The organism is Nonomuraea sp. NPDC003214, assembly GCF_053590035.1.
Map to the genome: position 1 here is coordinate 93,186 of NZ_JBSFSX010000002.1, position 24,803 is coordinate 117,988.

Sequence of the window (24,803 nt, forward strand, 5' to 3'; positions counted from 1 at the left end):
GACTCCCCGCTGAATTCAGTTCTACCGTGGCGAGGCCCGTACGGTCAGAATGTGGGCTGGCTGGATGTGAGGGTCGAGGCGCACGTAGTTGCGCTGCCGCCAGCGGTACGACTCGCCCGACAGGTCGTCGTCGACGACGAACTCGGCGTTCCAGTCGAGACCGATCGCGGGCAGGTCGAGTTCGACCGTGGCCTCATGGGTGTGGTGCGGATCCAGATTGATCACCGCCAGAACGACGTCGCCCAGCCCGTGCCTTCGTGTGGCCGTGTCATAGGCGCCCGGGAGTCGTTTGGAAAAGCAGATGATGTCCGGTTGGTCGACCATGTGGAACCGTAGATTACGCAATTCCTGGAGCGCCGGATGGGCTCTTCGGAACAAATTCAGCTGTGTGATGAAAGGCGCGAGGCTGCGGCCCTCGCGTTCGGCCGTGGCCCAGTCGCGCGGCCTGTACTGATATTTCTCACTATCCAGGTATTCCTCGCTACCGGGGCGTACTGGGACATTTTCCGTGAGTTCGTACCCCGAATAGACGCCCCACGTCGGCGAGGCCAGCGCGGCGAGCACGGCCCGGATCTTGAACGCCGGCAGCCCGCCGTGCTGCAGGTACTCGTGCAGGATGTCCGGCGTGTTGACGAACAGGTTGGGCCGCAGGAAGCGCGAGGTCTGGTGGGCCAGCTCCGACAGGTAGGACTCGACGTCGGACTTGGAGTTCTTCCACGTGTAGTACGTGTAGGACTGGTGGAAGCCGACCTTGGCCAGCGTCTGCAGCATCGCCGGCCGGGTGAACGCCTCGGCCAGGAAGAGCACGTCGGGGTCCGTGGCGTGCACGTCGGCCATCAGCCGCTCCCAGAACGCCACCGGCTTGGTGTGCGGGTTGTCGACCCGGAAGATCCGCACGCCGTGGTCCATCCAGTGCCGCAGCACCCGCTTGACCTCGGCGTAGATGCCCTCGGGGTCCTTGTCGAAGTTCAGCGGGTAGATGTCCTGGTACTTCTTCGGCGGGTTCTCGGCGTAGGCGATCGTCCCGTCCGCCCGGATCGTGAACCACTCGGGGTGCTCCTTGACCCACGGGTGGTCCGGGGAGCACTGCAGGGCGAAGTCGAGCGCGATCTCCATGCCCAGTTCGCGGGCCTTGGCGACGAACGCGTCGAAATCGCCGATGGTGCCCAGATCAGGGTGGATCGCGTCGTGGCCGCCGTCCTCCGAGCCGATCGCCCACGGCGAGCCGGGCTCGTCGGGCTCCGGGCTGAGCGTGTTGTTGCGGCCCTTGCGGAACGTGTGGCCGATCGGGTGGATCGGCGGCAGGTAGACGACGTCGAAGCCCATCTTGGCGATGGCGGGCAGGCGCTTGGCGGCAGTCTGGAAATTTCCGGACTTGGTGATGCCGGACTCGCTCACCACGGCGCCCTCGGAGCGCGGGAAGAACTCGTACCAGGACCCGTACAGCGCCCGGCGCCGGTCCACCCTGATCCGGTGCTGCTTCGCCCTGGTCACCAGGTCGCGCAGCGGGTGGGCGGCCAGCAGCGCGGCCGTCTCCGGCAACTGCGCGATCGACAGCCGGGCCCGCGGGTCCAGCTCCTCGTTGCGCAGCGTCGAGGCGATCGCGAGCAGCGCGGCCCGGTGCCCGCAGGCCCCGTCGCCGTTGCCGTTGGCCCCGTTGCTTCCGTTGCCGCCGTTGGCCCCGTTGCGGCCGTTGGCGCCCCCGTTCCCGGCGGTGGTCCTCGCGGTGGTCCCTGCAATGGTCCCCGCAGTGGTCCCCGGGGCGGCCGTGCCGGTCGTGCGGGCCTGGACCGCCGGGTGGCCCGTCCCGTTCGGCCCCGGGCAGTCGGCCTGGCGCACCGCCCTGGCGGCGCGCTCGAAGAGCCGGGCGCCCTCCTCGCACATCAGATCGGTGTCCATGCCGCGCGGGATCTTGATCTCCGCGTCGTGCAGCCAGGTGGCGATGGGATCGCTCCACGCCTCCACGCGGAACAGCCACTCGCCCTCGGCGGGCAGGCAGACGTCGACCGCCCACCGGTCGGTGCCCGGGGCGAGCTCGCGCATCCGTCTCAGCCGCTCGCGGCGGCCGTCAGGCGAGGTGAGCACCACCCCGGCGGCCACGGCGTCATGGCCTTCCCTGAAGACGGTGGCCGAGACCTCGAAGGTCTCGCCGGCGACCGCCTTGGCGGGCCACTGCCCGCAGTCGACGACGGGGGAGATGTCCGTGATGGGAATTCGTCCGATCATCGCATTCAAAGGGTTGCGACGGCACACTCGGTACCGCCGGAGGCTTTCCGTGGCAGGAACGATCCTTGCATGGGAATTGCGGGCAGCAGTGGATAGAACCCCCGAGTGTCCCCGGGAGAACTGACATTGGAAGAAGTTGCCCCAATAGTCCCTCTTCATGCTTCCTCCTGGAAGGGGTTTGAAGTTCCTCCCTCGCGGTGAAGGACTCAGAGGTCCCTCCTAGCCCATAGGGTTCGAAATTGTGAGAGCTATCCGCCGGTTCACCGTCCGGACCGTCCTGCCCGCGGAGCTGGCCGCACTCGGCGAGCTCGTCCACAACCTGCGCTGGTCGTGGCACCCGGAGACGATGGACCTCTTCGCCGAGGTCGACGCCGCACTCTGGGAGCAGGTCGGCCACGACCCCGTCGCGCTGCTGGGCGCCGTCGGCCACGAACGGCTGGCCGAGCTGGCCGCCGACCGCCGCTTCCAGCGCCGGCTCGCCGACGCCGCCGACGACCTGCGCGAATACATGACCGCGCCCCGCTGGTACCAGACGCTGCCCGACGCCGCCCGGGCCATCGCCTACTTCTCGCCCGAATACGGGATCGCCGCCGCCCTGCCGCAGTACTCCGGCGGCCTCGGCATCCTGGCCGGCGACCACCTGAAGGCGGCCAGCGACCTCGGCGTGCCGATCCTGGCCGTCGGGCTGCTCTACCGCCACGGCTACTTCACCCAGTCGCTCTCGCCCGAGGGCTGGCAGCTGGAGCACTACCCGTCGCTCGACGCGGGCGGGCTGCCGCTGAGCCAGCTCAAGGAGGCCGACGGCACGCCGGTCAAGGTCCGCGTCGGCCTGCCCGCCGGCCGGGTGCTGCACGCGCAGGTGTGGGTGGCGCAGGTCGGCCGGGTGCCGCTGCTGCTGCTCGACTCCGACGTGGCCGAGAACGACAGCGCCGCCCGCGACATCACCGACCGCCTCTACGGCGGCGGCACCGACCACCGCCTGATGCAGGAGCTGCTGCTGGGCGTGGGCGGCGTGCGGGCCATCCGCGCCTACTGCCGCATCACCGGGCATCCCGACCCCGAGGTCTTCCACACCAACGAGGGCCACGCCGGCTTCCTCGGCGTGGAGCGCATCCGCGAGCTGACCGAGGCGCGGCTCTCGTTCGACGAGGCGCTGGAGGCCGTACGGGCCGGCACGGTGTTCACCACGCACACGCCGGTTCCGGCGGGCATCGACCGGTTCCCCGTCGACATGATCGCCCGCCACTTCGGCGGCGACAACGCCTGGCCGACCGTGCCCGTCGAGCGCATCCTGGCGCTCGGCGCCGAGGCCGACCCGAGCCGGTTCAACATGGCCGTCATGGGCATGCGGCTGGCCCAGCGCGTCAACGGCGTCTCCGAGCTGCACGGCGAGGTCAGCCGGGAGATGTTCAAGAACCTGTGGCCCGGCTTCGACGTCGACGAGGTGCCGATCGGCTCGATCACCAACGGCGTGCACGCGCCGACCTGGGTGGGCCGCGAGTTCATGGAGCTGGCCGGGCGCGAGCTGCCGTCGTTGCTGGAGCGGGCGCGCGGCTGGGAGGGCGTGCAGAAGATCTCCGACGCGGAGATCTGGCACATCCGGAGCACGCTGCGCCGGCGCCTGGTCGAAGGGGCCAGGGAGCGGCTGCGCGCCTCGTGGCGCGACCGCGGCGCCTCGCCCGCCGAGCTCGGCTGGATCGACGACGTGCTCGACCCCGACGTGCTGACGATCGGGTTCGCCCGCCGGGTGCCGTCCTACAAGCGGCTCACGCTCATGCTGCGCGACGCCGAACGGCTCACCGAGCTGCTGCTCCACCCCGACAAGCCGGTGCAGATCGTGATCGCCGGCAAGGCCCACCCGGCCGACGAGGGCGGCAAGAAGCTGATCCAGCAGATCGTCAAGTTCGCCGACCGGCCCGAGGTGCGCCACCGCATCGTGTTCCTGCCGGACTACGACATGGCGCTTGGCCAGCTGCTGACCCAGGGCTGCGACGTGTGGCTCAACAACCCGCTGCGCCCGCTGGAGGCGTCCGGCACGTCCGGCATGAAGTCGGCGCTCAACGGCGGCCTCAACCTGTCCATCCGCGACGGCTGGTGGGACGAGTGGTACGACGGCACCAACGGCTGGGCGATCCCCACGGCCGACGGCGTCAGCGACCCCGACCGGCGCGACGAGCTGGAGGCGGCGGCCCTCTACGACCTGATCGAGCACGAGGTGTCCGACCGGTTCTACGACCGGGCGGGCGACGGGCTGCCACGCCGGTGGATGGAGATGGTCAAGCACACGCTGACCTCGCTCGGCCCCAAGGTGCTCGCCGGGCGGATGCTGCGCGACTACGTGGTCGACCTCTACACCCCGGCCGCGCGGGCCGCCCGCGAGCTGTCCGCCGATCACCACGCGCCGGCCAAGGCGTTCGCGGCCTGGCGGCTCAAGGTGACCAAGGGCTGGCCCGGGGTGCGGGTGGAGCACGTGGAGGCGTCCGGCGTGGGTGACACGCCGGAGGTCGGCGCGTCGCTGGAGCTGCGCGCCACGGTCGCACTGGGCGACCTGGAGCCGGGCGACGTCCGCGTGGAGGCCGCCTACGGCCGGGTCGGCCCGCACGACGAGCTGCTGCACCCCACCTACCTGGCGCTTTCCGCCGACGGCGTCGACGACGACGGCCGCGCCCACTACACCGGCGTGGTCCCGCTCGACCGCACCGGCGCGTTCGGCTACACCGTGCGCGTCGTGCCCCACCACCCGCTGGTGGCCGCCAGCGCGGAGCTGGGGCTGGTCGCCGTTCCGGAGGAGCCCGCCGGGATGACCAACGGGACGTTGCGGTAGGGCGGCTCCCGGTAGAAATGTGCTGAACCAGCGGCATAATCTGCACTGTGGACGACAGCGGGAACGGCCTGCGGGCAGACACACTGGTGGCGACGGTCCGCGGCGTGCTGCCGTCCCTGACCCCGGCCGCGCGCACCGTCGCCAGGCTGATCCTGGAGGATCCGGCGACGGTCGCGCGCAGCACGATCACCGAGCTGTCGGCCGCCTCCGGCACCAGCGAGGCGACGATCGTGCGCACCGCCCGGCTGCTCGGCTTCGCCGGCTACCCGCAGCTCCGCCTGGCCCTGGCGGCGGCCGCCGCCCAGCCCGACCGGCTCGTCCCCGGTGACCTCGCGCCCGACGACCCGCTGTCGGAGGTCATCCTGAAGGTCGCGCGGGCCGAGACCGAGGCGATCAACGACACCGTCGCCCAGCTCACCTCCGAGCGGCTAGGCCTGGTGGTCGACGCCATCGCCGGGGCCCGCCGGATCGACGCCTACGGGGTGAGCGCCTCCGGCCTGGTCGCCGAGGACATGGCACAGAAGCTGATGCGGATCGGCCTGTCCAGCCACGCCTTCCAGGACGCCCACCTGGCGCTGACCAGCGCGGTGCTGCTCCGGGAAGGCGACGTGGCGATCGGCATCAGCACCTCGGGCGAGACGCCCGACGTGATCGAGCCGCTGACGAGGGCGGGGGAGGCGGGCGCGACCACGGTCGCGATCACCAACAACCCCCGCTCGTCCATCGCGGAGCTGGCCGAGCACGTGCTGATCTCGGCGGGGCGCGAGACCGAGTTCAGGCCCGGCGCGCTGGCCAGCCGCATCAGCCAGCTCCTCGTCGTCGACTGCGTCTTCGTCGGCGTCGCCCAGCGCACGTTCGACTCCTCACAGGAGGCTCTCGCGAGCACCAGGCGCGCCGTCGAGGAGTTCACTAAGCGAGCGTCACCCGCACGTCGTCAGCCTTGACGAACATCACCCGGTGCCCGAACTGGATCTGCAGATACTTCGTCTTGCCGCGGACCACGGTGTGGCCGGCCGGGTCGAAGGTGACGGCCCGGTAGTACTCGGCCGCCGCCGTGCCCGACAGCGTGTACTTCTCGCCCGCCGAGAACGTGTACTGCAGCGGCGTCACCGCCTGGTACGGGATGCCCTCGGGGTAGGCCTCCTTCTCCGGGTACGCCCTGCCGTACACCGGGACCGTGGCCAGGCCCGGCTTGGGCGTCACGACGAGGCCCATCGACGGGATGGCGGTCGGCGCGGCGGCCGGGTTGTGGAACCACGCCTTCTGGCCGAGATACCAGATGGCCGTCCAGTCGCCCTGCCGGTCGGCCACGGCGAAGCGCTGGCCGGTGCTGGCCCGCGCGCTGTGGTCGTACACGCTGTAGAGCGACTCGCCCGTGGGGTGCTTGCCGATGTCCTTGATCAGCGGCGCGTCGGCGCGCGGCTCGGTGCGCAGCCAGACGGTGCCGGCGGGCAGCGGCGGGCAGGCGGCCTCGGGGTTCTTGCGGTCGCAGCCGTAGAAGTACGGCTTGTTCGTGGCGAAGTCGGGCCTGATCATGACGCTGCCCGAGTTGGGGCCGCCGAACGGGTGCAGCGGCTTGCCGAGCAGCTTGAAGTAGTGCGCCCAGTCCCAGAACGGCCCCGGGTCCTCGTGCATGCCGCGGACGGTGGTCGGCAGCGTGCCGGGCACGTTGTCGTGGCCGATGATGTGCGCGCGGTCGAGCGGCACGCCGTGCTTGAACGCCAGGTAGCGGACGAGCTTGGCGGACGTGCGGTACATCGCCTCGGTGTACCAGGTGCTGCCCTCGGCGAGGAAGCCCTCGTGCTCCAGGCCGATCGACTTGGCGTTGATGTACCAGTTGCCCGCCTGCCAGCCGACGTCCTTGGTCTTGATGTGCTGGGCGATGTGCCCGTCGGAGGAGCGCAGCGAGTAGTGCCAGCTCGCGCCGTAGGTGGCCCGCTGGACCAGGCCGATCGACGGGCCGAAGTAGCCCTCCATGTCATGGATGACGATGTAGTCGACCTTCTGGTTGTGCGGCCGGTTCGACAGGTCGTGGTTGCCGTAGTCGTCGGGCGGCAGCTCGGCGTAGGCGGCCGGGATCCACTCGCACGAGATCGTCGGCGGGCACTCGACGCCGTCGCGGCGCGGCGGGCGCAGGCCGAGCTTCTCCAGCCACTTCTCGACCTTGTCCAGGCCGGGGACCGGGTCGAGCTTCACCCGGTGGCCGTCGTCGGTGACGCGCTGCTCGCCCTGCTCGATGGTGGCGAAGACCTCGTCGGCGAAGAACTTGGCTGCCTCGGCCTCCTCGGCCCCCGAGTAACGGGCGACCGCGCCGTACCATTCGCCGGGATTGTCGCTGAGCGGCGCGCCGAGCGCCTTCTGGTAGTCGGCCAGCAGCGCCGCGCCGCCCCGGATGTTGGCGGCCGGGTCGGTGCGCAGCCGCTCGTGGGTCTCGCCGGTGAGCTCGGCGGCCTTCTCCATCGTGCGCAGCGACGCGGGGATCTCCACCGGCGCCGCCTGGTGCTCGGGGACGACCAGCGGCCTGCTCTCGTCGCCGCGCGCGTCCTCCTCGCCTTCCTGATGGTGGTTCGTCCCGGTGTACGCGGCCGCGTCGGTCAGGTGCATGGGCCCGAAGCCGGCGTCGTTGCTGGGCTGGCCGGCGTGGGCGTCCCAGCGTGACTCCAGGTAGGAGACGCCCAGCAGCACGCTCTGCGGAACCTTGAACTCCTCGGCCGCGGCCGCGAAGGCGGCCTGCCGGTCGTCCGGTTCGGCGGCGGCGCGGGCGCCGGTGAGGTTGACTAAGGGCAGAATGGCGACCGCGGCGATCGCCAGCGCTCTGCGCATGTACCGCTCCTTGACTGGGGGGTGCTGTAACCCCGTCAGCGTCTCAACATTTTCCTTCTTCGGCGAGAGTTTTGCGAAGGAATTTTTCAGACGTTAACTAGTAGGGTCGGCTCATGGCTGATTTCGTGAGTGTCGAGGTGGCCGACCAGATCGCCACGATCACGCTTGACCGTCCCAAGATGAACGCGCTCAACGGCCAGGTCCAGCGCGAGATCGCCGAGGCCGCGCGCATCGCCGACGCCGACCCCGACGCGCACGCCGTCATCCTCTACGGAGGCGAGCGCGTCTTCGCCGCCGGGGCCGACATCAAGGAGATGGCCGGCATGTCCTACGCCGACATGGCCGCCCACTCCCGCACCCTCCAGGACTGCTTCACCGCCGTGGCCCGCATCGGCAAGCCCGTCATCGCCGCCATCACCGGCTACGCGCTCGGCGGCGGCTGCGAGCTGGCGCTGTGCGCCGACTTCCGGGTCGCCGGCGAGTCGGCCAAGCTCGGCCAGCCGGAGATTCAGCTCGGCATCATCCCCGGCGCCGGCGGCACCCAGCGGCTGCCCCGCCTGATCGGCCCCGCCCGCGCCAAGGACCTCATCTTCAGCGGCCGGCACGTCCCGGCCGCCGAGGCGCTGGCCATCGGCCTCGTCGACCGGGTCGTCCCCGACGCCGACGTCTACCGCGCCGCCCGCGAGTGGGCCGCGACCTTCACCGGCGGCCCCACCGTCGCGCTGCGGGCCGCCAAGCAGGCCGTCGACCAGGGGCTGGAGGTGGACCTCGACACCGGTCTGGAGATCGAGCGGCTGCAGTTCTCCGGCCTGTTCGCTACCGACGACTCCAAGATCGGCATGACCGCGTTCGCCGAGAAGTCCACCCCCAAGTTCACCGGCCGCTGACCTTCCCCAGCGCCAGCAGGGCGTCGTAGGCGGGCTTCCCGGCCAGGCTCTCGTCCATCAGGCACGCGGCGCCCTCCCCGTCGAACCACTCGGGCACCCACGAGTGCCGGTCGGTGAAGCCCCACACCGTGACCTCCGCACACGCCCGCACGCTCAGGCAGTCGGTGAGCGCGCGGGTGTAATACTCGGCCTGCGTGGCCAGCTTCTCCGCCGTCACCGGCAGCTCCATCCGCACGTCCAGCTCGGTGATCGCGATCTCCAGGCCGAGCTCGGCGAAGCGGCCCATCACGTTCGCCCAGTCACCCGGGTAGCCGTACTGGATGCCCAGGTGACCCTGGAAGCCCATCCCGTGGATCGGCACCCGCTGCGCCTTCAGCTCCTTGACCAGCGCCAGCGTCGCCTCGATCTTGGGGACGCTCCACTCCAGGTTGTAGTCGTTCAGGTAGAGCCTGGCGTGCGGGTCGGCCCGGTGCGCCCACCGGAAGGCGTCGGCGATGTAGCCCGGGCCCAGGTGCTTGCGCCAGATGCTCTGCCGCATCGTGCCGTCGTCCTCGAACGCCTCGTTGACCACGTCCCAGGCCCGGACCTGGCCCCGGTAGCGGCGGACCTGCGTGGTGACGTGCTCGCGCAGGATCTCCCGCAGCTCGGCCGCGCCGATCGAGCCGTCCTCGACGCCCGCCGTCAGCCAGGCCGGAAGCTGGTTGTGCCAGACCAGCGTGTGGCCGCGTACCTTCTGGCCGTGGCGGCGGGCGTTGCGCACCACCGCGTCGGCGTCGTCCCAGGTGTGGACGTCGCGCTCCGGCTCGACCGACTCCCACTTCATCGCGTTCTCGGCGGTGACGTGGTCGAACTCGCGGTTGAGCGCGGCCCGGTAGTCCGGCTCGGCCCGCAGCGCGGCCACGTCCACCGCGGAGCCGATCCTGATGCCGTTCTTGCGCGCCAGCTCACGCAGGTCGCGCGGGTCGTGCCCGCCCTGGGCGTACGCCGTGCCCGGCAGGGCCAGCAGCAGGACCAGGGCGAGGGCGAGTGCTCTCATCGGTGATCTCCGATCACGATCGTGGTGAGGGCGCGCGGCAGGAGCGTCACGCTCCGGCCGGCGACGGGCAGGGGGCCGAGCGCGTGCGTACCCCGATCGCGACCACGCCTCGTGACATCACGCCGGGCCTCCGAAAATTTCGGAATGATGGCGATAGTTTTCGCCGTCAGCGGGAAACGTAAGCGCCCGGCGGCGTGACGTCAACACCCCTCCGCCTGCCGCCGCCACGCCCGGCCGCCGTGATGCCGGTGTTGCCAGGGCGGGCGGGTCTGGGGGGCTTCTTGCCACTATGGTGGCGTGTCATGATGCGCGTCCTGGTCCCCTCCCGGCTGCGTGCCAAGGTGCGTGCCTGGCTCGACTCCCACTACGTCCCGATCGCCGACCACCGCCGGGACCTCCAGGACGCCCACCGCGAGACCCGCGCCCTGCGCGACGAACTGGCCGCCCTCCGGGCCGAGGTGAAACGCCTCAAGGAGACGCCCCCGCCGCCCGCCCCCGACACCTGCCGCCTGGCCCACGAGACCGCCCAGGCGCTCGACGGGCTCCTGCAGAACGAGGTCCTCCTCTGGCAGGCCGTCGACGAACTCCGCTCGGCGGGCCCCGGCGCCGTGCCTGACCGCGGAACGGAGGCACGCCCGTGCGCGTGAACTGGACCGGCGGACGGCTCACCTTCCGCCTCGACCCCGAGGACGAGATCACCGGCCGGGCCGCCGACGAGCACCCGGTCAAGCTCGCCACCAACACCTGCACGATCGCCGGCGTGCCGGACGACGCCCACCCCGACCTGTTCGCCGTCGCCGCCTGGACCGTCGTCGCCCCCTGGACCCGCCGCCGGATCACCTTCGACCGCGCCGTCTCCGCCGACGTCGCCGCCGCGCTGCACGACGGCTGGGGCGTCGACGCCGGCCCCGTCGCCGCCGAGCCACGCCGTACCGGACGCGCCCTCGCCATCTCCTACAGCGGCGGGGCCGACTCCGTGGCCGCCGCCGCGATCTACCCCGACGCGCCGTTCGTCCACTTCCGCCGCGTCCCGCACCCCCGCGTGCCGAACCGCTGGCCGCACTACCGCTCCGACGTGCTCGCCAAACTCGCCGCGCGGACCGGGCGCGACCTCACCACCGTCTCCTCCGACCTGGAGTTCACGCTCGCCGAACCCCGGCCCGGCTACCCCGAGCACCACGCCGTCGCCGCCGGCGCCCTGCTCCTCGCCGACCGCCTCGACCTCGGCGGGCTCGCCTTCGGCTACGAACTCGGCTCACGCTGGCTCGGCGGCGACCGCTACCTGCTGCGCTACACGCCCGACAACCCCATGTGGGCCCCGCACGGCGCGTGGGGCCGCCTCTTCGCCGCCGCCGGCGTGCACATCGTCCTCCCCGTGGGCGGCGTGAGCGAGGCCGTCACCATGCGCCTGGCCCTGAACTCCGACCTCAAGGACTACGTCCGCTGGTGCCTCATCGGCACCGACGGGCCCTGCCGCAACTGCGCCAAGTGCCTGTACAAGGAGATCATCCAGGCCGCCGTCGAACGCCGCCCCCTCGACACCCCCATCCCGCCGACCAGCGGCAAAGCCAAGAAGTGGCTCCAGCCGCCGCCCTACGGCGGCCAGGAGATGATCGAGTACGGCCTCGCCCGCATCCCCGGCATCGAGCACACCATGTTCGCCAAGGCCCTGGACCACTTCGAGGCCACCGAGGAGTCCACCCGCTGGCTCGACCACTGCTACCCCCCGTCCCTGGACGAGATCCCACCCCCCTGGCGCGACCAGGCGGCCGCCTTCCTGACCACCCACGTCGGCCTCATGACCGACCCGGAACGCCATCGAGTGGAATCATGGGGCTCCTGACCCCAGCCACCTCACACCCCGGCCGCCCCACCCTCCCGAACGCCCCCGGCGAACGGGCCGGCCGGTGCCCAACCTCACGGGGGACTCGGCGACGACCCGCCGCCCGCTTTCGCGTGTGCCGTGGCCACCGGCTGCCGCCGCACCCGCTCCCAGGCGGGCCGGCGCGACCCGCTCCGACGTGGGACGTGGCCCCGGAGGCCGCCGCGCCCGTCCCATACGGACAGGACAGCCGCCGCGCCCCGCTCCCTCGCGGGACGTGGCCACGGGCTGCCGGCGCGCTCGCGGCGGGGTCGGCCCGCGTCCGGCAGGCCAGCCCGCGTCCGGCAGGCCAGCGCGCGTCCGGCAGGCCGGCCCCGCGTCGCCGCGCCCCTCAGGGCCGCCGTCGTACGGGACGAGAGGTGCGCCCCCACGCGGCGCTGTCCTTCCGCGCGTACAGCGGCGAACGGGCCGGCCGGTGCCCAACCTTACGGGGGACTCGGCGACGGGCTGCCGCCCCTTCCGCGCGGTCTGCGGCCTTCTACTGCCGGCGCGCTCGCGGCGGGGTCGGCCCGCGTCCGGGGCAGGCCGGCCCGGGTGTCGCGTGCCTTCCAGCGCCGTTGTCGCCTCGGGCATGCGGGATGCGCCCGCGCCCGTGGGGGCGGTTTGCGGTGGTGCGGTCTGGTGTGGGGTGGGTGTGTTGGGGGCCGGGGTGCGATGCTAGGCCGGCTGGGCCTGTGGGCGGGTTCGGGAGCGGAGAGGAAAGCAAGGCGTGAAGGTATATCTGTCCGTTGACATGGAGGGCGTGACCGGGTTGACGGACCCGGAGGAGATGCACGCCGGGCAGCGCGGCTACGAGCGCGGGTGTGAGCTGATGACCGCCGACGCCAATGCGGCGATCGACGGGGCGTTCGCGGCCGGGGCGGAGAGCGTGCTGGTCAACGACGCGCACGGGTCGACGAAGAACCTGCGGATCGATCTGCTCGACCCGAGGGCGAGCCTGATCCGGGGCCCGGGGAAGTCGCAGCGGATGGCGCAGGGCCTGGACGGCTCGTTCGCGGCGGCCTGTTTCGTGGGCTACCACGCGCGGGCGGGCGTGGCGGACGGGGTGCTCAACCATACGTGGATGGGCAAGGAGATCCAGAACTTGTACCTGAACGGCGAGGTGTGCGGCGAGACGCGGGTGGTGGCGGCATGCGCCGGTTACCACGGGGTCCCGGTGGTGGTGGTGACCGGTGACGAGGCCGTGGGTGAGGAGGCGCGGGAGCTGCTGGGCGATGTGGAGACGGTGGCGGTCAAGAAGGGGATCGGGAAGTTCTCGGCCGAGTTGCTGCCGCCGAGCGTCGCGCAGCAGCGGATTCGTGAGGCGACGGTCAGGGCGCTCAACCGGTTGAGCGACTTCACGCCTTACACCTTGGAGGCTCCGTACACGCTGGGGGTGGAATGGAACTCCACGGCCATCGCGGCGGCCGTGGCGCTGGTTCCCGGGGTGAAGACGGTGGGGCCTCGCCACACGGAGTTCACGACGGACGACTACACCCAGATCATGGCGCTGTTCGGCATCTTCGCCACCATCGGCGGTCAGGTGGCGTGCGGCAGTGGCCCGTACGGCTGATCGACGGACCGGGGACGGCGGCGAGGTGTGATGGACGGCGCGGCGCTGACCAGGCGCGGGCTGCTGGTCGGGATCGGTGCGGCGGGCGGCGCCGGGGCCATGTACGCGGCGATGGGCGCGCTGGGGCTGGCGCCGGCGGAGCAGGACAAGGCGTTCACGCCGCCCAGGAAGAGTGATTTCTCCCTTCAGGGCCGGGCGGCGGCGAAGGTGGTGATCCTGGGCGCGGGCGTGGCGGGGCTGGTGGCGGCGTACGAGCTGGGGAAGGCCGGCTACGACTGCACGCTGCTGGAGGCCAGGCCCAAGGCGGGCGGGCGGAGCCTGACGCTGAGGGGCGGCGACCGGCTGACCGAGCTGAACGGGCCGGCGCAGGCGGTGCGGTTCGGCGAGGGGAGCTACTTCAACGCCGGTCCGGCCCGGATCGCGCCGTGGATGGTCACGATGGACTACTGCCGCGAGCTGGGCGTCCCGATCGAGACGTTCGTCAACCGCAGCGCGCAGACGTACGTGCACACGAACGGCCAGACGGTGCGGTCCGGGACGGCCCGTGCCGACATGTACGGATACATCGCCGAGCTGCTCGCCAAGGCCACCCATGTCGGCGCGCTCGACAGGAAGGTGTCGAAGGGCGACCAGGAGGTGCTGCTGGACTTCCTGCGCCGGTTCGGGGACCTGGGGCCGCGGCTGGAGTACGAGGGGTCCGGCAGGCGCGGTTTCGTGAAATATCCGGCGCTGGACGGCGGCACCCCGCTCGCCCCGCCCGGCACCCTGCACCAGGTCCTCGCCGCCGGCACCGGCCGCGCGATCACCAACGACTTCGGGTACGACCAGGCCACCCCCATGTTCCAGCCCGTCGGCGGCATGGACGCGATCGTGGACCGGCTCGTCGCGGCCGTCGGCGCCGATCGGATCACCACCGGCGCCCGCGTCACCCGCATCACCGACCTGCCCGACGGCGTCGAGGTCGCCTGGGCCGGCGGCAGCGTCAAGGCCGACTACTGCGTCGCCACCCTCCCGCCGCACCTGCTGGCCAAGATCCCCCACAACCTGGGCGAACCCGTCACCGCCGCGCTCCGGCGGCCCGTCCCCGTGGCCGCCGGCAAGATCGGCCTGGAGTACGCGAGCCGCTGGTGGGAGCTGGAGGACCGGATCTACGGCGGCGTCACCGAGACCGACCTGGACATCACCCACATCTGGTACCCGTCGCACGACTACCACGCCGAGCGCGGCATCGTGGTCGGCTACTACAACACCGACGCGCACGCCGAGCTCTACGGCGCGCTCACGCCGGAGGACCGCAGGCGCCGCGCGCTCACCCAGGGCAAGAAGATCCACGGCGAGAAGTACCGCACCGGCGTGCTGTCCAGCGTCTCCATCGCCTGGGAACGCCAGGAGCACATCCAGGGCGGCTGGGTGCGCTGGCCCGACTTTGATTCGTCCTTCACTCTTTTGCAACGCCCCAGCGGAAGGGTGTACTTCGCGGGTGACTGGCTCACCCGGCTGACCGCCTGGCAGGCGGGGGCCATGGAGTCCGCCCGCGGCGCCGTCACGCAACTGCACCAACGGGTGCTGCGGTCGCCGTGACGTCGCATGCCGCTCCCGGGACCGGCGTAAGGTCCTGGGAGAGCGACCGAGGAGTTGGGGATGACGTTGCACTGGGTGCCCGCCGCCGACCGGCCCGACCTGCTGGCCGAGCCGGTGGCGCGGGCCGTGGGAGAGCTCGACGGCGTACGGGTGGCCGAGATCGACCCGGAGCTGGCCGACACGGCGGCGTTCTGCGAACGCTACGGCGTGACGCTGGAGGAGTCGGCCAACTGCGTGGTGGTCGCCGCCAAGCGCGGCGGTGAGATCCGCTACGCGGCGTGCATGGTGCTCGCGACGATGCGGGTGGACGTGAACGGCGTGGTGCGCAAGCACCTCGACGCGCGCAAGGCGAGCTTCGCCCCGATGGCGGAGGCGGTCGAGCTCACCGGCATGGAGTACGGCGGCATCACCCCGCTCGGCCTGCCCGACGGCTGGCCGGTCCTGGTGGACGTCAACGTGGCCGAGCACCCTCAGGTGGTCATCGGCGCCGGGGTGCGGCGGGCCAAGCTCGCCGTCGCCGGGGCCACGCTGGCGGGGCTCAAGCAGGCGGAAGTGCTTCCTCTGGCCGGCTGATCGGTCACCGTAGCCAATTCGAGACCGTTGATTGGGAAACCGATGAGGCCCTTCTGGACGTTGTACGAGTGGGAATGTGGCCTCGTGGTTCATCTCGTGGGCGGGGATTAAGCCGGTATGGTGCTTCATGCCATGAACGATGACCGACTCGGCCCTTACCGGCTGCTCAGGCGGCTCGGCGAGGGCGGAATGGGCGTGGTCCACCTCGCCACCGACCCTCAGGGGCGGCAGGTGGCGGTCAAGGTCCTGCGCTCCGAGGTCGCCGGTGACGAGGTCGCCAGGCGACGGCTCGCGCGCGAGGTCGAGACGATGCGCCGGGTGCGCAGCTCCTACATCGCCGAGGTGCTCGACGCCGACGTGACCGGTCACCGGCCGTACATCGTGACGCGTTACGTGCCCGGCCGCGCGCTCGACGAGATCGTCAAGAACGACGGGCCGCTCGACCTGCCCGCGCTGCTCAAGGTCGGCTACGGGGTGGCCGCGGCGCTGGCCGCCGTGCACTCGGTGGGCGTCATCCACCGCGACCTCAAGCCGGGCAACGTGCTCATCCTCGACGGTGAGCCGGTGCTGATCGACTTCGGCATCGCGCAGGCCGTCGACGCGACCCGGCTGACCCAGACGGGCATGTTCATCGGCACGCCGGGCTACCTGGCGCCGGAGATCATCGAGGGCCAGGAGGCCGGGCCCGAGGTCGACATCCACGCCTGGGCCGGCACCCTGCTCTACGCCGGCACCGGCCAGCCGCCCTTCGGCAAGGGCACGCTGGAGATGGTCTTCTACAACATCACCGCCGGCAAGGCCGACGTCAGCGCCGCCCCGAAGGCGATCCAGCCGCTGCTCAAGGCCGCCTTCCAGCGCAATCCGGCCAAGCGGCCCAAGGCGGCCGAGCTGGCCGAGCAGACCGCGCGCATGCTGCCCAGGCCGCCGGGCGGCGCGCCCGACCAGATCTCCACCGTGCCGCGCCCCGACGGGCCGCCGCGCACGGGCGAGCACCTGCCGCCGCCCTACACCGACCGCCCCGGCCCGCCCTACGGCACCGGCCCGCAGGGCGTTCCGGTCACGGGCGCGCAGGAACCGCCCGCGCGTCCCCCGTACGGGACGGGCCCCCAGGACGCACCGGCCGGACACCCGCACGGCAGCGGCCCCCAGGGCGTGCCGGTGCCGCTCCACGGCAGCGGCCCGCAGGGGGCGCCGCCGTACGGGAGCGAGAGGCCGCAGGACGTGCCGGTGTCGCGGCCGTACGGGAGCGACGTGGCGGCGCACGGGCAGGACCGGCAGCCGTGGGAGGCCGCCACGCCGCCCGTGACGCCGCGCCAGGTCGTCGACGGACGCCCGCCGCACGCCCCGCCGCAGGCCGCCGACCAGCAGTACGTGTCGCTTCTCCCCGGCCAGGGCGACCCGTGGCCGACCCGCCGGGTGAGCCCGGAGGAGCTGCGCCAGATGCAGCGCGAGGCGGGCCGGCAGAGCCTGCCGTGGAACCAGGCGCCCGCCGTCCACCCGCCGGAGGGCGAGGTGCCGACGCGGCGGGTGCGCCCGGAGGCGCCCGACTACGGCCGCGGCGCCCCGGTGCCGCCGCCGCCCTACATCCCGGCGCAGGCGCAGTTCCCGCCCGAGCCGCAGACGCGGCGCGAGCCGTTCATCCCGGGCGCGCTCCCGGGCCAGCCGCTCAAGCAGTCGGCCGCCTACGCGGTGGCCGGCGCGATGCTGCTCATCATCATGATCGTGCTGGCCGCGCTGGCCCCGGTGCTGGTGGCGGTGGTGGCGGTGCCGGTCGCGGTGCTGCTGCGGGCCGCCGACCTGGCCCAGCCGTCGCTGACCGTGCGCCGCCCGAGCAGCGCGGCGGCCCTCGACGTGGTCAGGGTGTTCGGGCTGCCGCAGGCGCTGGCCAAGTCGGCGGGCATCACGCTGGCGCTCGTTCTTTACGCTCTCATTCTGGGGTTGCCCGTTACGCTCCTGCTCACCGTGGTAGTCAAGATGGACCCGTCGAACGCGCTGGCCTGGGGGGCGGCGGTGGCGCTGTGGACCGTCTGCGCCGGCCCGGGGGTGGAGGGCCCCGGAAGGCAGATGCGCAGGACGCTCTCATCGCTCGTACCCTCGAGGACAGCGGCGATGGTGATGGCGGGAGTCCTGGCGGCAGGGGCCGCCCTCTCCCTCATCCTCGCCTACGGCACGTACGGGGACGACGCGAGGGAGGCCGTATGGAGTCCGGTCGACGTCGGCTCGGCGACGGATCTGCTGGAGAAGCTGAACGGGGGCGACGACGGATGACGCGGGGACGGTTGCGATGAGCACGGGCGGCGACACCCAGACGCCGGAGCGGCTCGGCCCCTACCGTCTGGTCAGGCGAATCGGCGAGGGCGGCATGGGGGTTGTCCACCTCGGTGTCGACGGCGACGGCCGCGAGGTCGCGGTCAAGGTCCTGCATCCGCACGTGGCCGCCGACCTCAAGGCGCGCGACCGGCTGACTCGCGAGGTCGAGACGATGCGCCGGGTGCGCAGCCCGTACGTGGCGGAGGTGCTCGACGCCGAGCTCGTGGGCGGCCAGCCGTACGTGGTGACCCGGTTCGCCCCCGGCCGCACGCTGGAGGAGACCGTGCTGGCCGACGGCGCGCTGGAGGCGCGTCAGATCATCAAGCTGGCGCAGGGCCTGTGCCAGGCGCTGGTGGCCATCCACGCGGCCGACGTGATCCACCGTGACTTCAAGCCGTCCAACGTCATGCTGGTGGGCGAGGAGCCGCTGGTCATCGACTTCGGCATCGCCCACCTGGTCAACGCCACGCGGCTGACCCAGACGGGCATGTTCGTCGGCACGCCGGGCTATCTGGCGCCGGAGATCATCCGTGACTCCGACATCACGCAGAAGGCGGACGTGCACTCGCTGGCCTCGACGGTGTTCTTCGCCGCGGTGGGCGGCCCGCCGTTCGGCACGGGCACGTTCGAGGCGGTCTGCTTCAACATCATGGAGGGCCGGGCCCAGCTCGACAAGGCGCCCGTGTGGCTGCGCGGCTGGCTGAGCCGGGCGCTCCAGGTGGAGCCGGAGGACCGGCCCGACGCCCGCGAGCTGCTCAAGATGGCCAAGGCGCTGGACCCGTCGGTGACGACGTTCCACGAGACGCCGCCGGAGGCGCCGAGCCGCACCAGGCGGCTGCTCAACCGCACGCGGGTGATGGAGTCGTTCGCCGACGTGCTGCCGCCGGTCGACTACGACCGCCGCCCGCCGGCGCGTGAGGAGAGGCCGCCGCCCTACGTCCCCGCGCCGATCTCGGCGCGGCCCCCGGCGGCGCCGAGGCCGGACCAGCGGGTCGCGGGCTATCCGGCGCCGCCGCCGGCCAGACCCTCGGCTCAGCCGCCGGCCAGGCCCTACACGCCGCCGCCGCAGCCGAGGCCGGCCGAGCGCAAGCGCTATCTGGTGGGCAGCCAGTTCGTCGGGCTGCTGCTGATGGTGTCGCTGGTCGCGCTGGCCGTGATGATGCCGGTCGTGGTGAGCATGGTCGCGATCGTGCTGGCGCTGGTGTTCCGGATGGGCGAATACCTGTTCGGCGACATGGTCAAGCGCCGCCAGGTGCGCGGCAGCAGCGCGGCCGATCCGCTGCTGGTGCTCGTCGGCACGCCGTGGGCGCTGGTCAAGGCCGCGCTGGTGAGCGTGGCGCAGGTGCCGCTGTCGATCCTGTTCGGCGTGTGCGTGTGGGGGGTGCTGCGCTGGGGCGGCGGGATGGGCGTCAACGAGGCCGCCGCCTACGCCGCCGGGGCGTTCACCGCCGGGCTGTTCCTGCTGCCGGGCGGCGGGGCGCCGCGCAAGGCGGTCACCCGCACGCTGACGGCGACCCTGCGCTCGCCGGGCGCGGCGCTGGTCGCGACCGTGGCCGTGGGCACGCTGGCGCTGTTCGCGGTGATGTTCGCGCTGGGCCAGGACCCGTCGTGGGAGCCGTGGCGCGCACCCGAGACGGTGATCAACGAGCTGACCGAACGCGCCCAGGACAGCGCGGTGGGCCTCATCACCGGGTTGATCGGCGACCTGCTGAAGGATCTGGGGCTCGGCTTCCTGTCACCCTGGTCGTGAGTGTCTCCGGAGCCGCCCGGGGGGAAAGTAGGGGGTATGAGCGAGCACCTCGGCCCCTACCAGTTGCTTTCGCGGCTGGGCTCGGGCGGGTTCGGCGAAGTGCATCTGGCGCTCGATCCCGACGGCCGGACCGTCGCGGTCAAGGTGCTGCACCCGCACGTGGTGACCGACGGGGGCGCGCTGGCGCGGCTGGCCCGTGAGGTCGAGACCATGCGCCGGGTGGGCGGGCCGCACGTGGCGGAGGTGCTCGACGCCTCGCTGGACGTCTCGCGCCCCTACCTGGTCACCCGCTACGTGCAGGGCAGGCCGCTGAGCGCGGTGCCGGTGCCGGTGGCGGAGCTGCGGTCGCTGGCCACCGGGCTGGCCGACGCGCTGCTGGCCATGCACGAGGCCGGGGTGGTGCACCGCGATCTCAAGCCGGCCAACGTGATGATGGCCGACGGGGTGCCCGTGGTGATCGACTTCGGCATCGCGAGCGCGCTCGACTCCCTGTCGGTCACGGCGTCGGGCGCGGTGGTCGGCACGCCCGGTTACTTAGCCCCCGAGGTCCTGGAGGGCGGCCAGGCGGGGCCGGAGGCTGACGTGTTCTCCTTCGGCGCGACGCTGGCCTACGCCGCCACGGGACGGCAGCCGTACGGTCAGGGGCCCGCCTCGGCGGTCGCCTACCGGGTGGTCCATCACGAGCCCGATCTGGAGGGCGCGCCGGGGTGGCTGGAGCCGCTGCTGCGTGACTGCCTCGCCGTCGATCCGGCGGCGCGGCCGACGGCGGCGCGCATCTGCGAGCGGCTGGGGGTGGAGGCGCCGGCGAAGCCGCGCTTCTCCCGGCGGCGCGCGGCGGGTGATGTGCATCACCTGTCCACCCGTGAGATGCGGCTGCCCCGCAAGGAGCCGGCGGAGGTCGCCAGGGCCCGGCACCGCGAGCGGGTGCGCAGGCGCTGGCTGATCGGCTCGGGGGTGTTCGTGTCGCTGCTGGCGGCCGCCGCGCGCGAGCCGCTGCCGGAGGTGGCGCTGTTCCTGCTGTCGGCGTTCACGCTGGTGGTGGTCATCGACGCGGGGTTCGGGCTCTATTCGCGCGGGCCGTTCAGGAAGGGCCGGATCGTGGCGGACTTCGCGGGGATCGCGGGGGCGCTGGGGCTGTCGGTGGCGTTGAGCGCGATCTTCACCACGCCGGTGCTGGCGCTGTTCGCGGGCACGGCCCTGGTGGTGGGGGTCGTGTTCCTGCTCTCCGCGTGACCGAATAAAGTTCGGTATGGTGGGAGTCGCTGGCGTTTGCACGCAAGCTACTGATGGGTAACATGACCGCTGGAGCCCCGATGTCACAACGCCACGGGGCACCTGGCAGTCTGGACAGCATGCATCCGGCGCCGCCGCAACGACGCGGTGGCGCACGCGAACACGGGAGGTCGGCCACCGGCCATGAACATCGTCGTCTGCGTGAAGCAGGTCCCCGACACGGCGACCGAGCGCAAGCTGCGGTCCGATGACAAGACGCTCGACCGTGACGCGGTCGACGGCGTGGTGAACGAGCTTGACGAGTATGCCGTCGAGGAGGCTCTGAAGCTCAAGGAAGCACACGGCGGCGAGGTGACGGTCCTGACCATGGGGCCGGGCAAGGCCACCGAGACCATCCGCAAGGCCCTCGCGATGGGTGCCGACAAGGCGGTCCACCTGACCGACGACGCGCTGCACGGCTCCGACGCGCTGTCGACCTCCTACGCGATGGCGCAGGCGCTGAAGAAGATCGGGTTCGACCTGGTCATCCTCGGCTCCGAGTCCACCGACGCGCGCACCGGCGTGCTGCCCGCGATGCTGGCCGAGCGCCTCGGCACGCCGCAGCTCACGCTGGCCAACAAGGTCGACGTCGACGGCTCCTCGATCAGCATCCAGCGGCTGACCGACTACGGCTACGACAAGGTCGAGGCCACGCTGCCCGCCGTCGTGTCCGTGGTCGAGAAGATCAACGAGCCGCGCTACCCGTCCTTCAAGGGCATCATGGCGGCCAAGAAGAAGCCGGTCGAGACGCTGACCGTGGCTGACGCCGAGATCGACGCCGCCCAGGTGGGCCTCGGCGCCGCCTGGTCGCAGGTCGTCGACTTCGCCGCCGCCCCGCCGCGCGCGGCCGGCACGATCGTCAAGGACGAGGGCGACGGCGGCGCGAAGGTCGTCGACTTCCTGGCGTCCAAGAAGTTCATCTGAGAACGGGGGTTTTACTGATATGTCGGAGATTCTCGTTCTCGTCGAGCAGGTCGACGGCGAGGTCAAGAAGGTCACGCTGGAGCTGCTGACCCTCGCCCGCTCGCTCGGCTCGCCGTCCGCCGTCTGGGCCGGCCCCGGCGTCACCGCCGAGGCCAAGGCCAAGCTCGCCGAATACGGCGCGGACAAGATCTACGTGGCCGGCTCCGAGGAGATCGTCGGCTACGTGGTCGCGCCCAAGGCCGAGCTGCTCGCCCAGCTCGTCTCCGCCCAGTCGCCGGCCGCCGTCCTGGTCGCCGCCACGGCCGAGGGCAAGGAGATCGCGGGCCGGCTGGCCGTCAAGACCGACTCGGGCGTCATCACCGACGCCGTCGGCCTCGGCGAGGGCTTCGTGGCCGAGCAGTCGATCTTCGGCGGCGGCGTGAACGTCCAGGCGAAGGTGGCCAAGGGCACCCCGATCGTCGCCGTGCGCCCCAACTCGACGGCCCCCGTGGCCGCCGCCGGGGCCGGTGCCGAGGAGGAGGTGTCGGTCGCGCTGACCGACTCCGCCAAGGCCGCCCGCATCGTCGAGCGCGTCAAGCAGGAGAAGGGAGCCCGCCCCGAGCTCACCGAGGCCGCGATCGTGGTCTCCGGCGGCCGTGGCGTCGGCTCGGCGGAGAACTTCTCCGTCATCGAGGGCCTGGCTGACTCGCTCGGCGCGGCCGTCGGCGCCTCCCGCGCCGCGACCGACGCCGGCTGGTACCCCCACCAGTTCCAGGTGGGCCAGACCGGCAAGACCGTGTCCCCGCAGCTCTACATCGCCGCGGGCATCTCGGGCGCCATCCAGCACCGGGCCGGCATGCAGACCGCGAAGACCATCGTCGCGATCAACAAGGACCCGGAAGCGCCGATCTTCGAGCTGGCCGACTACGGCATCGTGGGCGACCTGCACCAGATCGTCCCGCAGCTCACCGAAGAGGTGAACAAGCGCAAGTGACCGGACCCGGCGGGCTCCCCACCCGGGGGCCCGCCGGTTCGCTCACAGGTGCTCTCTCAACCGCCGCGCCAGGTCGGCCGCCTGCTCCCGGGTCCACGGGATGAGGCCGTTCTCCGACATGAGCGCGTAAAACTGCTGCTGCTCGTACGGGGTGCCCGGAGGCAGCGGCGCGATGTGCCAGTGCAGGTGGGAGTTTCCCTGCTGGCTGCCGAGCGTCAGCAGGTAGGTGCGCTCCGACGGCACGACGGCCTCCACGGCCAGCGCCACCTTCCTGACCACGCCCAACAGGGCCAGGTAGGCGTCATCGTCCAGGTCACGCACCGCGTGTTCGAGATGGGCCTTGGGGCTCACCAGCACGGCGAGGACCGGACGCGCGCCACGTAGGCGTCGACGTCGAAGCGGACGTTTCTCTCCATGATCACATTAAAGCCGACGACCGTATGAAGCCGGCGGTCGTGTCAGAGCCAGCCGAGGTCCCGGGCCCGGCGGACGGCGGCGTGCCGGTTCTCCACGGCCAGCTTGGTCACCGCCGAGGACAGGTAGTTGCGCACCGTGCCCTCCGACAGGCTCAGCTCGCGGGCGATCCGCGACACCGGCGCGCCCCCGGAGGCGGCGCGGAGCGTGTCGAGCTCGCGGGGCGTCAGCGGGCACTCCTGGCTCGACAGCGCGTCGGCGGCCAGCTCGGGGTCGATGTAGCGGCCGCCGTCGTGCACCTGCCTGATCACCTTGGCCAGCGTGGTGGCCGGGTTGTCCTTGCCGACGAAGCCGCGCACGCCCGCCGCCATCGCCCGGCGCAGGTAACCAGGGCGGCCGTGGCCGGTGACGATGACGATGCGGCAGCCGGGCACCTGCGCGCCGATCAGCTCGGCCGCGGCCAGGCCGTCGAGGCCGGGCATGTCGATGTCGAGCATGGCCACGTCGGGGCGCAGCTCGACGGCCAGGCGCACGGCCTCGTCGCCGCGGCCGGTCTCGGCGACCACCTCGATGCCGGGCTCGATGCCCAGCAGCGCCACGAACGCGCCCCGTACCAGGTGGTGGTCCTCGGCGAGGAGCAGCTTGATCACAGCGGCACCGACGCGGTGATGCGGAAGCGGCCGCCGCCGCACTCGGCCTCCAGCGCGCCGCCGGCGGCCTTCATGCGCTCGGCCAGGCCGGTCAGCCCGTTGCCCCGGCTGAAGCGGCCGGTGCTCGGGCCGCCGTCGTTGACGATCTCCAGGTGCACGCTGCCCTCCTCGGTGTGGACGGTCACCTCGCACCAGGTGGCGGTGCTGTGGCGCAGGACGTTGGTGACGGCCTCGCGCGCCACCCAGCCGAGGGGCGCGTGCACGTGGCCGGGCAGTTCGGCGGGCAGCTCGGGCTTGTCGCAGCGGATGCCGGCCGCGCCGAGCACGGCGGCGACGCCGTCGAGCTCGGTCGCCAGCGACGTGGCCCGGTAGCCGCGCACCAGCTCGCGCACGTCGTGCACGGAGGTGCGGGCGATCCGCTGGATCTCGGCCAGCTCCGCGCCCGCCCGCTCCGGGCTGGTCGTGACCAGCCGCTCGCCGAGCTCGGCGCGGAGCGCGATCGCGTGCAGGGTGTGGCCGAGGGTGTCGTGCAGGTCGCGGGAGAAGCGCAGGCGCTCCTCGTCCACGGCCCGCCGCGCCAGCTCGGCCCGCGCCTCGCGCAGGTCGTCGATCAGGCGGCAGAGCCAGGCCACCCCGTACGTCATCGGCGCGATCGTCGGCATGGCCAGCAGCCCGTACAACAGGGCGACCGGCAGCGGCATCCCGATGAGGAGGATGAGCACCGGCGTGACGGCGATCGCGGCGAGCGTGACGGCCCAGGTCACGGCGGGCCGGACGAACACCACGGACGCCACCGAGATGAACGCCATCGGCAGCCCGATCCAGCCGGCCCCGGCGAACAGCGGCACCCCGTAGGCGATCACCGCGATCGCGGCCACGTCGAGGCGGTGCCGCCACGTCAGCCGGCCCAGGAAGGCCGCCCAGAGCACCCGCGCGTAGCTGACCGTGAGGAGCGTCACCAGCAGGATCGCCAGCGTGAGCGGCCACCACCGGCCCGCGGTGCCGGTGGAGAAGGCGACGGCCGCCGACGCCAGGGAGAACACCATGGGAGCGGCGAACAGGGCCACCGCCACGCCGGCGATGACCCTGGTGCTGACGACGGGCGCGCTCACACGTCGCATTATGA

The 24,803-nt window shown here is 72.1% G+C and carries 19 protein-coding genes; 13 read left to right on the forward strand and 6 right to left on the reverse strand.

Annotated features, from left to right (window positions below; all coding sequences use genetic code 11):
* Positions 1 to 21 precede the first annotated feature (21 nt).
* Positions 22 to 2,226, reverse strand: a complete 2,205-nt coding sequence (locus ACWDXC_RS05390) for an alpha-1,4-glucan--maltose-1-phosphate maltosyltransferase (RefSeq protein WP_449978313.1) — start codon at positions 2,224 to 2,226, stop codon at positions 22 to 24.
* Between the two features lie 241 nt (positions 2,227 to 2,467).
* Between ACWDXC_RS05390 and glgP the strand changes: the two genes are divergently transcribed.
* Together glgP and ACWDXC_RS05400 are read left to right on the forward strand one after the other, a co-directional pair.
* Positions 2,468 to 5,050: an alpha-glucan family phosphorylase gene (gene glgP / locus ACWDXC_RS05395; protein ID WP_449978315.1), complete on the forward strand. Its 2,583-nt coding sequence runs from the start codon at positions 2,468 to 2,470 to the stop codon at positions 5,048 to 5,050.
* Positions 5,051 to 5,097: 47 nt separating this feature from the next.
* Positions 5,098 to 5,994, forward strand: coding sequence for a MurR/RpiR family transcriptional regulator (locus ACWDXC_RS05400; RefSeq protein ID WP_219501009.1), 897 nt, complete (start codon positions 5,098 to 5,100; stop codon positions 5,992 to 5,994).
* Here ACWDXC_RS05400 and ACWDXC_RS05405 read toward each other — a convergent pair.
* Positions 5,960 to 7,873, reverse strand: a complete 1,914-nt coding sequence (locus tag ACWDXC_RS05405; protein WP_449978317.1) for an N-acetylmuramoyl-L-alanine amidase — start codon at positions 7,871 to 7,873, stop codon at positions 5,960 to 5,962. The genes ACWDXC_RS05400 and ACWDXC_RS05405 overlap by 35 nt on opposite strands.
* Before the next feature lie 113 nt (positions 7,874 to 7,986).
* On the opposite strand from ACWDXC_RS05405, the gene ACWDXC_RS05410 reads away from it, so the two are divergent.
* On the forward strand, positions 7,987 to 8,760 hold the full coding sequence (locus tag ACWDXC_RS05410; RefSeq protein WP_449978319.1) for an enoyl-CoA hydratase/isomerase family protein: 774 nt from the start codon (positions 7,987 to 7,989) through the stop codon (positions 8,758 to 8,760).
* Here the strand turns inward: ACWDXC_RS05410 and ACWDXC_RS05415 are convergent.
* Complete coding sequence (locus ACWDXC_RS05415; protein WP_449978321.1) at positions 8,747 to 9,796, reverse strand: endo-1,4-beta-xylanase; 1,050 nt, start codon at positions 9,794 to 9,796, stop codon at positions 8,747 to 8,749. The genes ACWDXC_RS05410 and ACWDXC_RS05415 overlap by 14 nt on opposite strands.
* A 302-nt stretch (positions 9,797 to 10,098) precedes the next feature.
* Between ACWDXC_RS05415 and ACWDXC_RS05420 the strand changes: the two genes are divergently transcribed.
* The 10 genes from ACWDXC_RS05420 to ACWDXC_RS05465 all read left to right on the forward strand — a co-directional run bounded on the left by ACWDXC_RS05420 (position 10,099) and on the right by ACWDXC_RS05465 (position 22,613).
* On the forward strand, positions 10,099 to 10,443 hold the full coding sequence (locus ACWDXC_RS05420) for a hypothetical protein (protein WP_219501018.1): 345 nt from the start codon (positions 10,099 to 10,101) through the stop codon (positions 10,441 to 10,443).
* Positions 10,434 to 11,639: a DUF6395 domain-containing protein gene (locus ACWDXC_RS05425; RefSeq protein WP_364175932.1), complete on the forward strand. Its 1,206-nt coding sequence runs from the start codon at positions 10,434 to 10,436 to the stop codon at positions 11,637 to 11,639. Before ACWDXC_RS05420 ends, ACWDXC_RS05425 begins: the two co-directional genes overlap by 10 nt.
* 748 nt (positions 11,640 to 12,387) lie before the next feature.
* Positions 12,388 to 13,230, forward strand: coding sequence for a M55 family metallopeptidase (locus tag ACWDXC_RS05430; RefSeq protein WP_449978324.1), 843 nt, complete (start codon positions 12,388 to 12,390; stop codon positions 13,228 to 13,230).
* 30 nt (positions 13,231 to 13,260) lie between these two features.
* Positions 13,261 to 14,811 (forward strand): flavin monoamine oxidase family protein, encoded by a 1,551-nt coding sequence (locus tag ACWDXC_RS05435; RefSeq protein WP_449978326.1) that lies wholly within the window; start codon positions 13,261 to 13,263, stop codon positions 14,809 to 14,811.
* Between the two features lie 60 nt (positions 14,812 to 14,871).
* Complete coding sequence (locus ACWDXC_RS05440; RefSeq protein WP_372455342.1) at positions 14,872 to 15,384, forward strand: YbaK/EbsC family protein; 513 nt, start codon at positions 14,872 to 14,874, stop codon at positions 15,382 to 15,384.
* Between the two features lie 132 nt (positions 15,385 to 15,516).
* Complete coding sequence (locus ACWDXC_RS05445) at positions 15,517 to 17,652, forward strand: protein kinase domain-containing protein (RefSeq protein ID WP_449978328.1); 2,136 nt, start codon at positions 15,517 to 15,519, stop codon at positions 17,650 to 17,652.
* Positions 17,653 to 17,668: 16 nt separating this feature from the next.
* Complete coding sequence (locus tag ACWDXC_RS05450; RefSeq protein ID WP_449978330.1) at positions 17,669 to 19,444, forward strand: serine/threonine-protein kinase; 1,776 nt, start codon at positions 17,669 to 17,671, stop codon at positions 19,442 to 19,444.
* A 36-nt stretch (positions 19,445 to 19,480) separates the two neighbouring features.
* A complete protein-coding gene (locus tag ACWDXC_RS05455; RefSeq protein WP_357590322.1) occupies positions 19,481 to 20,677 on the forward strand; it encodes a serine/threonine-protein kinase in 1,197 nt (398 codons plus the stop codon).
* A gap of 183 nt (positions 20,678 to 20,860) precedes the next feature.
* The gene (locus tag ACWDXC_RS05460; RefSeq protein ID WP_449978332.1) at positions 20,861 to 21,640 is read left to right on the forward strand and encodes an electron transfer flavoprotein subunit beta/FixA family protein; all 780 of its coding nucleotides are present in this window, start codon (positions 20,861 to 20,863) and stop codon (positions 21,638 to 21,640) included.
* Positions 21,641 to 21,659: 19 nt separating this feature from the next.
* Positions 21,660 to 22,613, forward strand: coding sequence for an electron transfer flavoprotein subunit alpha/FixB family protein (locus ACWDXC_RS05465; RefSeq protein ID WP_364175949.1), 954 nt, complete (start codon positions 21,660 to 21,662; stop codon positions 22,611 to 22,613).
* A 42-nt stretch (positions 22,614 to 22,655) separates the two neighbouring features.
* On the opposite strand, the gene ACWDXC_RS05470 is transcribed toward ACWDXC_RS05465, so the two are convergent.
* The 3 genes from ACWDXC_RS05470 to ACWDXC_RS05480 all read right to left on the reverse strand — a co-directional run bounded on the left by ACWDXC_RS05470 (position 22,656) and on the right by ACWDXC_RS05480 (position 24,789).
* Entirely contained in the window at positions 22,656 to 22,970 is a 315-nt protein-coding gene (locus ACWDXC_RS05470) for an HIT family protein (protein ID WP_449978335.1), read from the reverse strand.
* A gap of 101 nt (positions 22,971 to 23,071) precedes the next feature.
* Complete coding sequence (locus ACWDXC_RS05475) at positions 23,072 to 23,677, reverse strand: response regulator (RefSeq protein ID WP_449978337.1); 606 nt, start codon at positions 23,675 to 23,677, stop codon at positions 23,072 to 23,074.
* Positions 23,674 to 24,789 carry a sensor histidine kinase gene (locus ACWDXC_RS05480; protein ID WP_449978339.1) on the reverse strand — a complete coding sequence of 372 codons (1,116 nt, stop codon included), beginning with the start codon at positions 24,787 to 24,789 and terminating at the stop codon, positions 23,674 to 23,676. Before ACWDXC_RS05480 ends, ACWDXC_RS05475 begins: the two co-directional genes overlap by 4 nt.
* Positions 24,790 to 24,803: the final 14 nt, after the last annotated feature.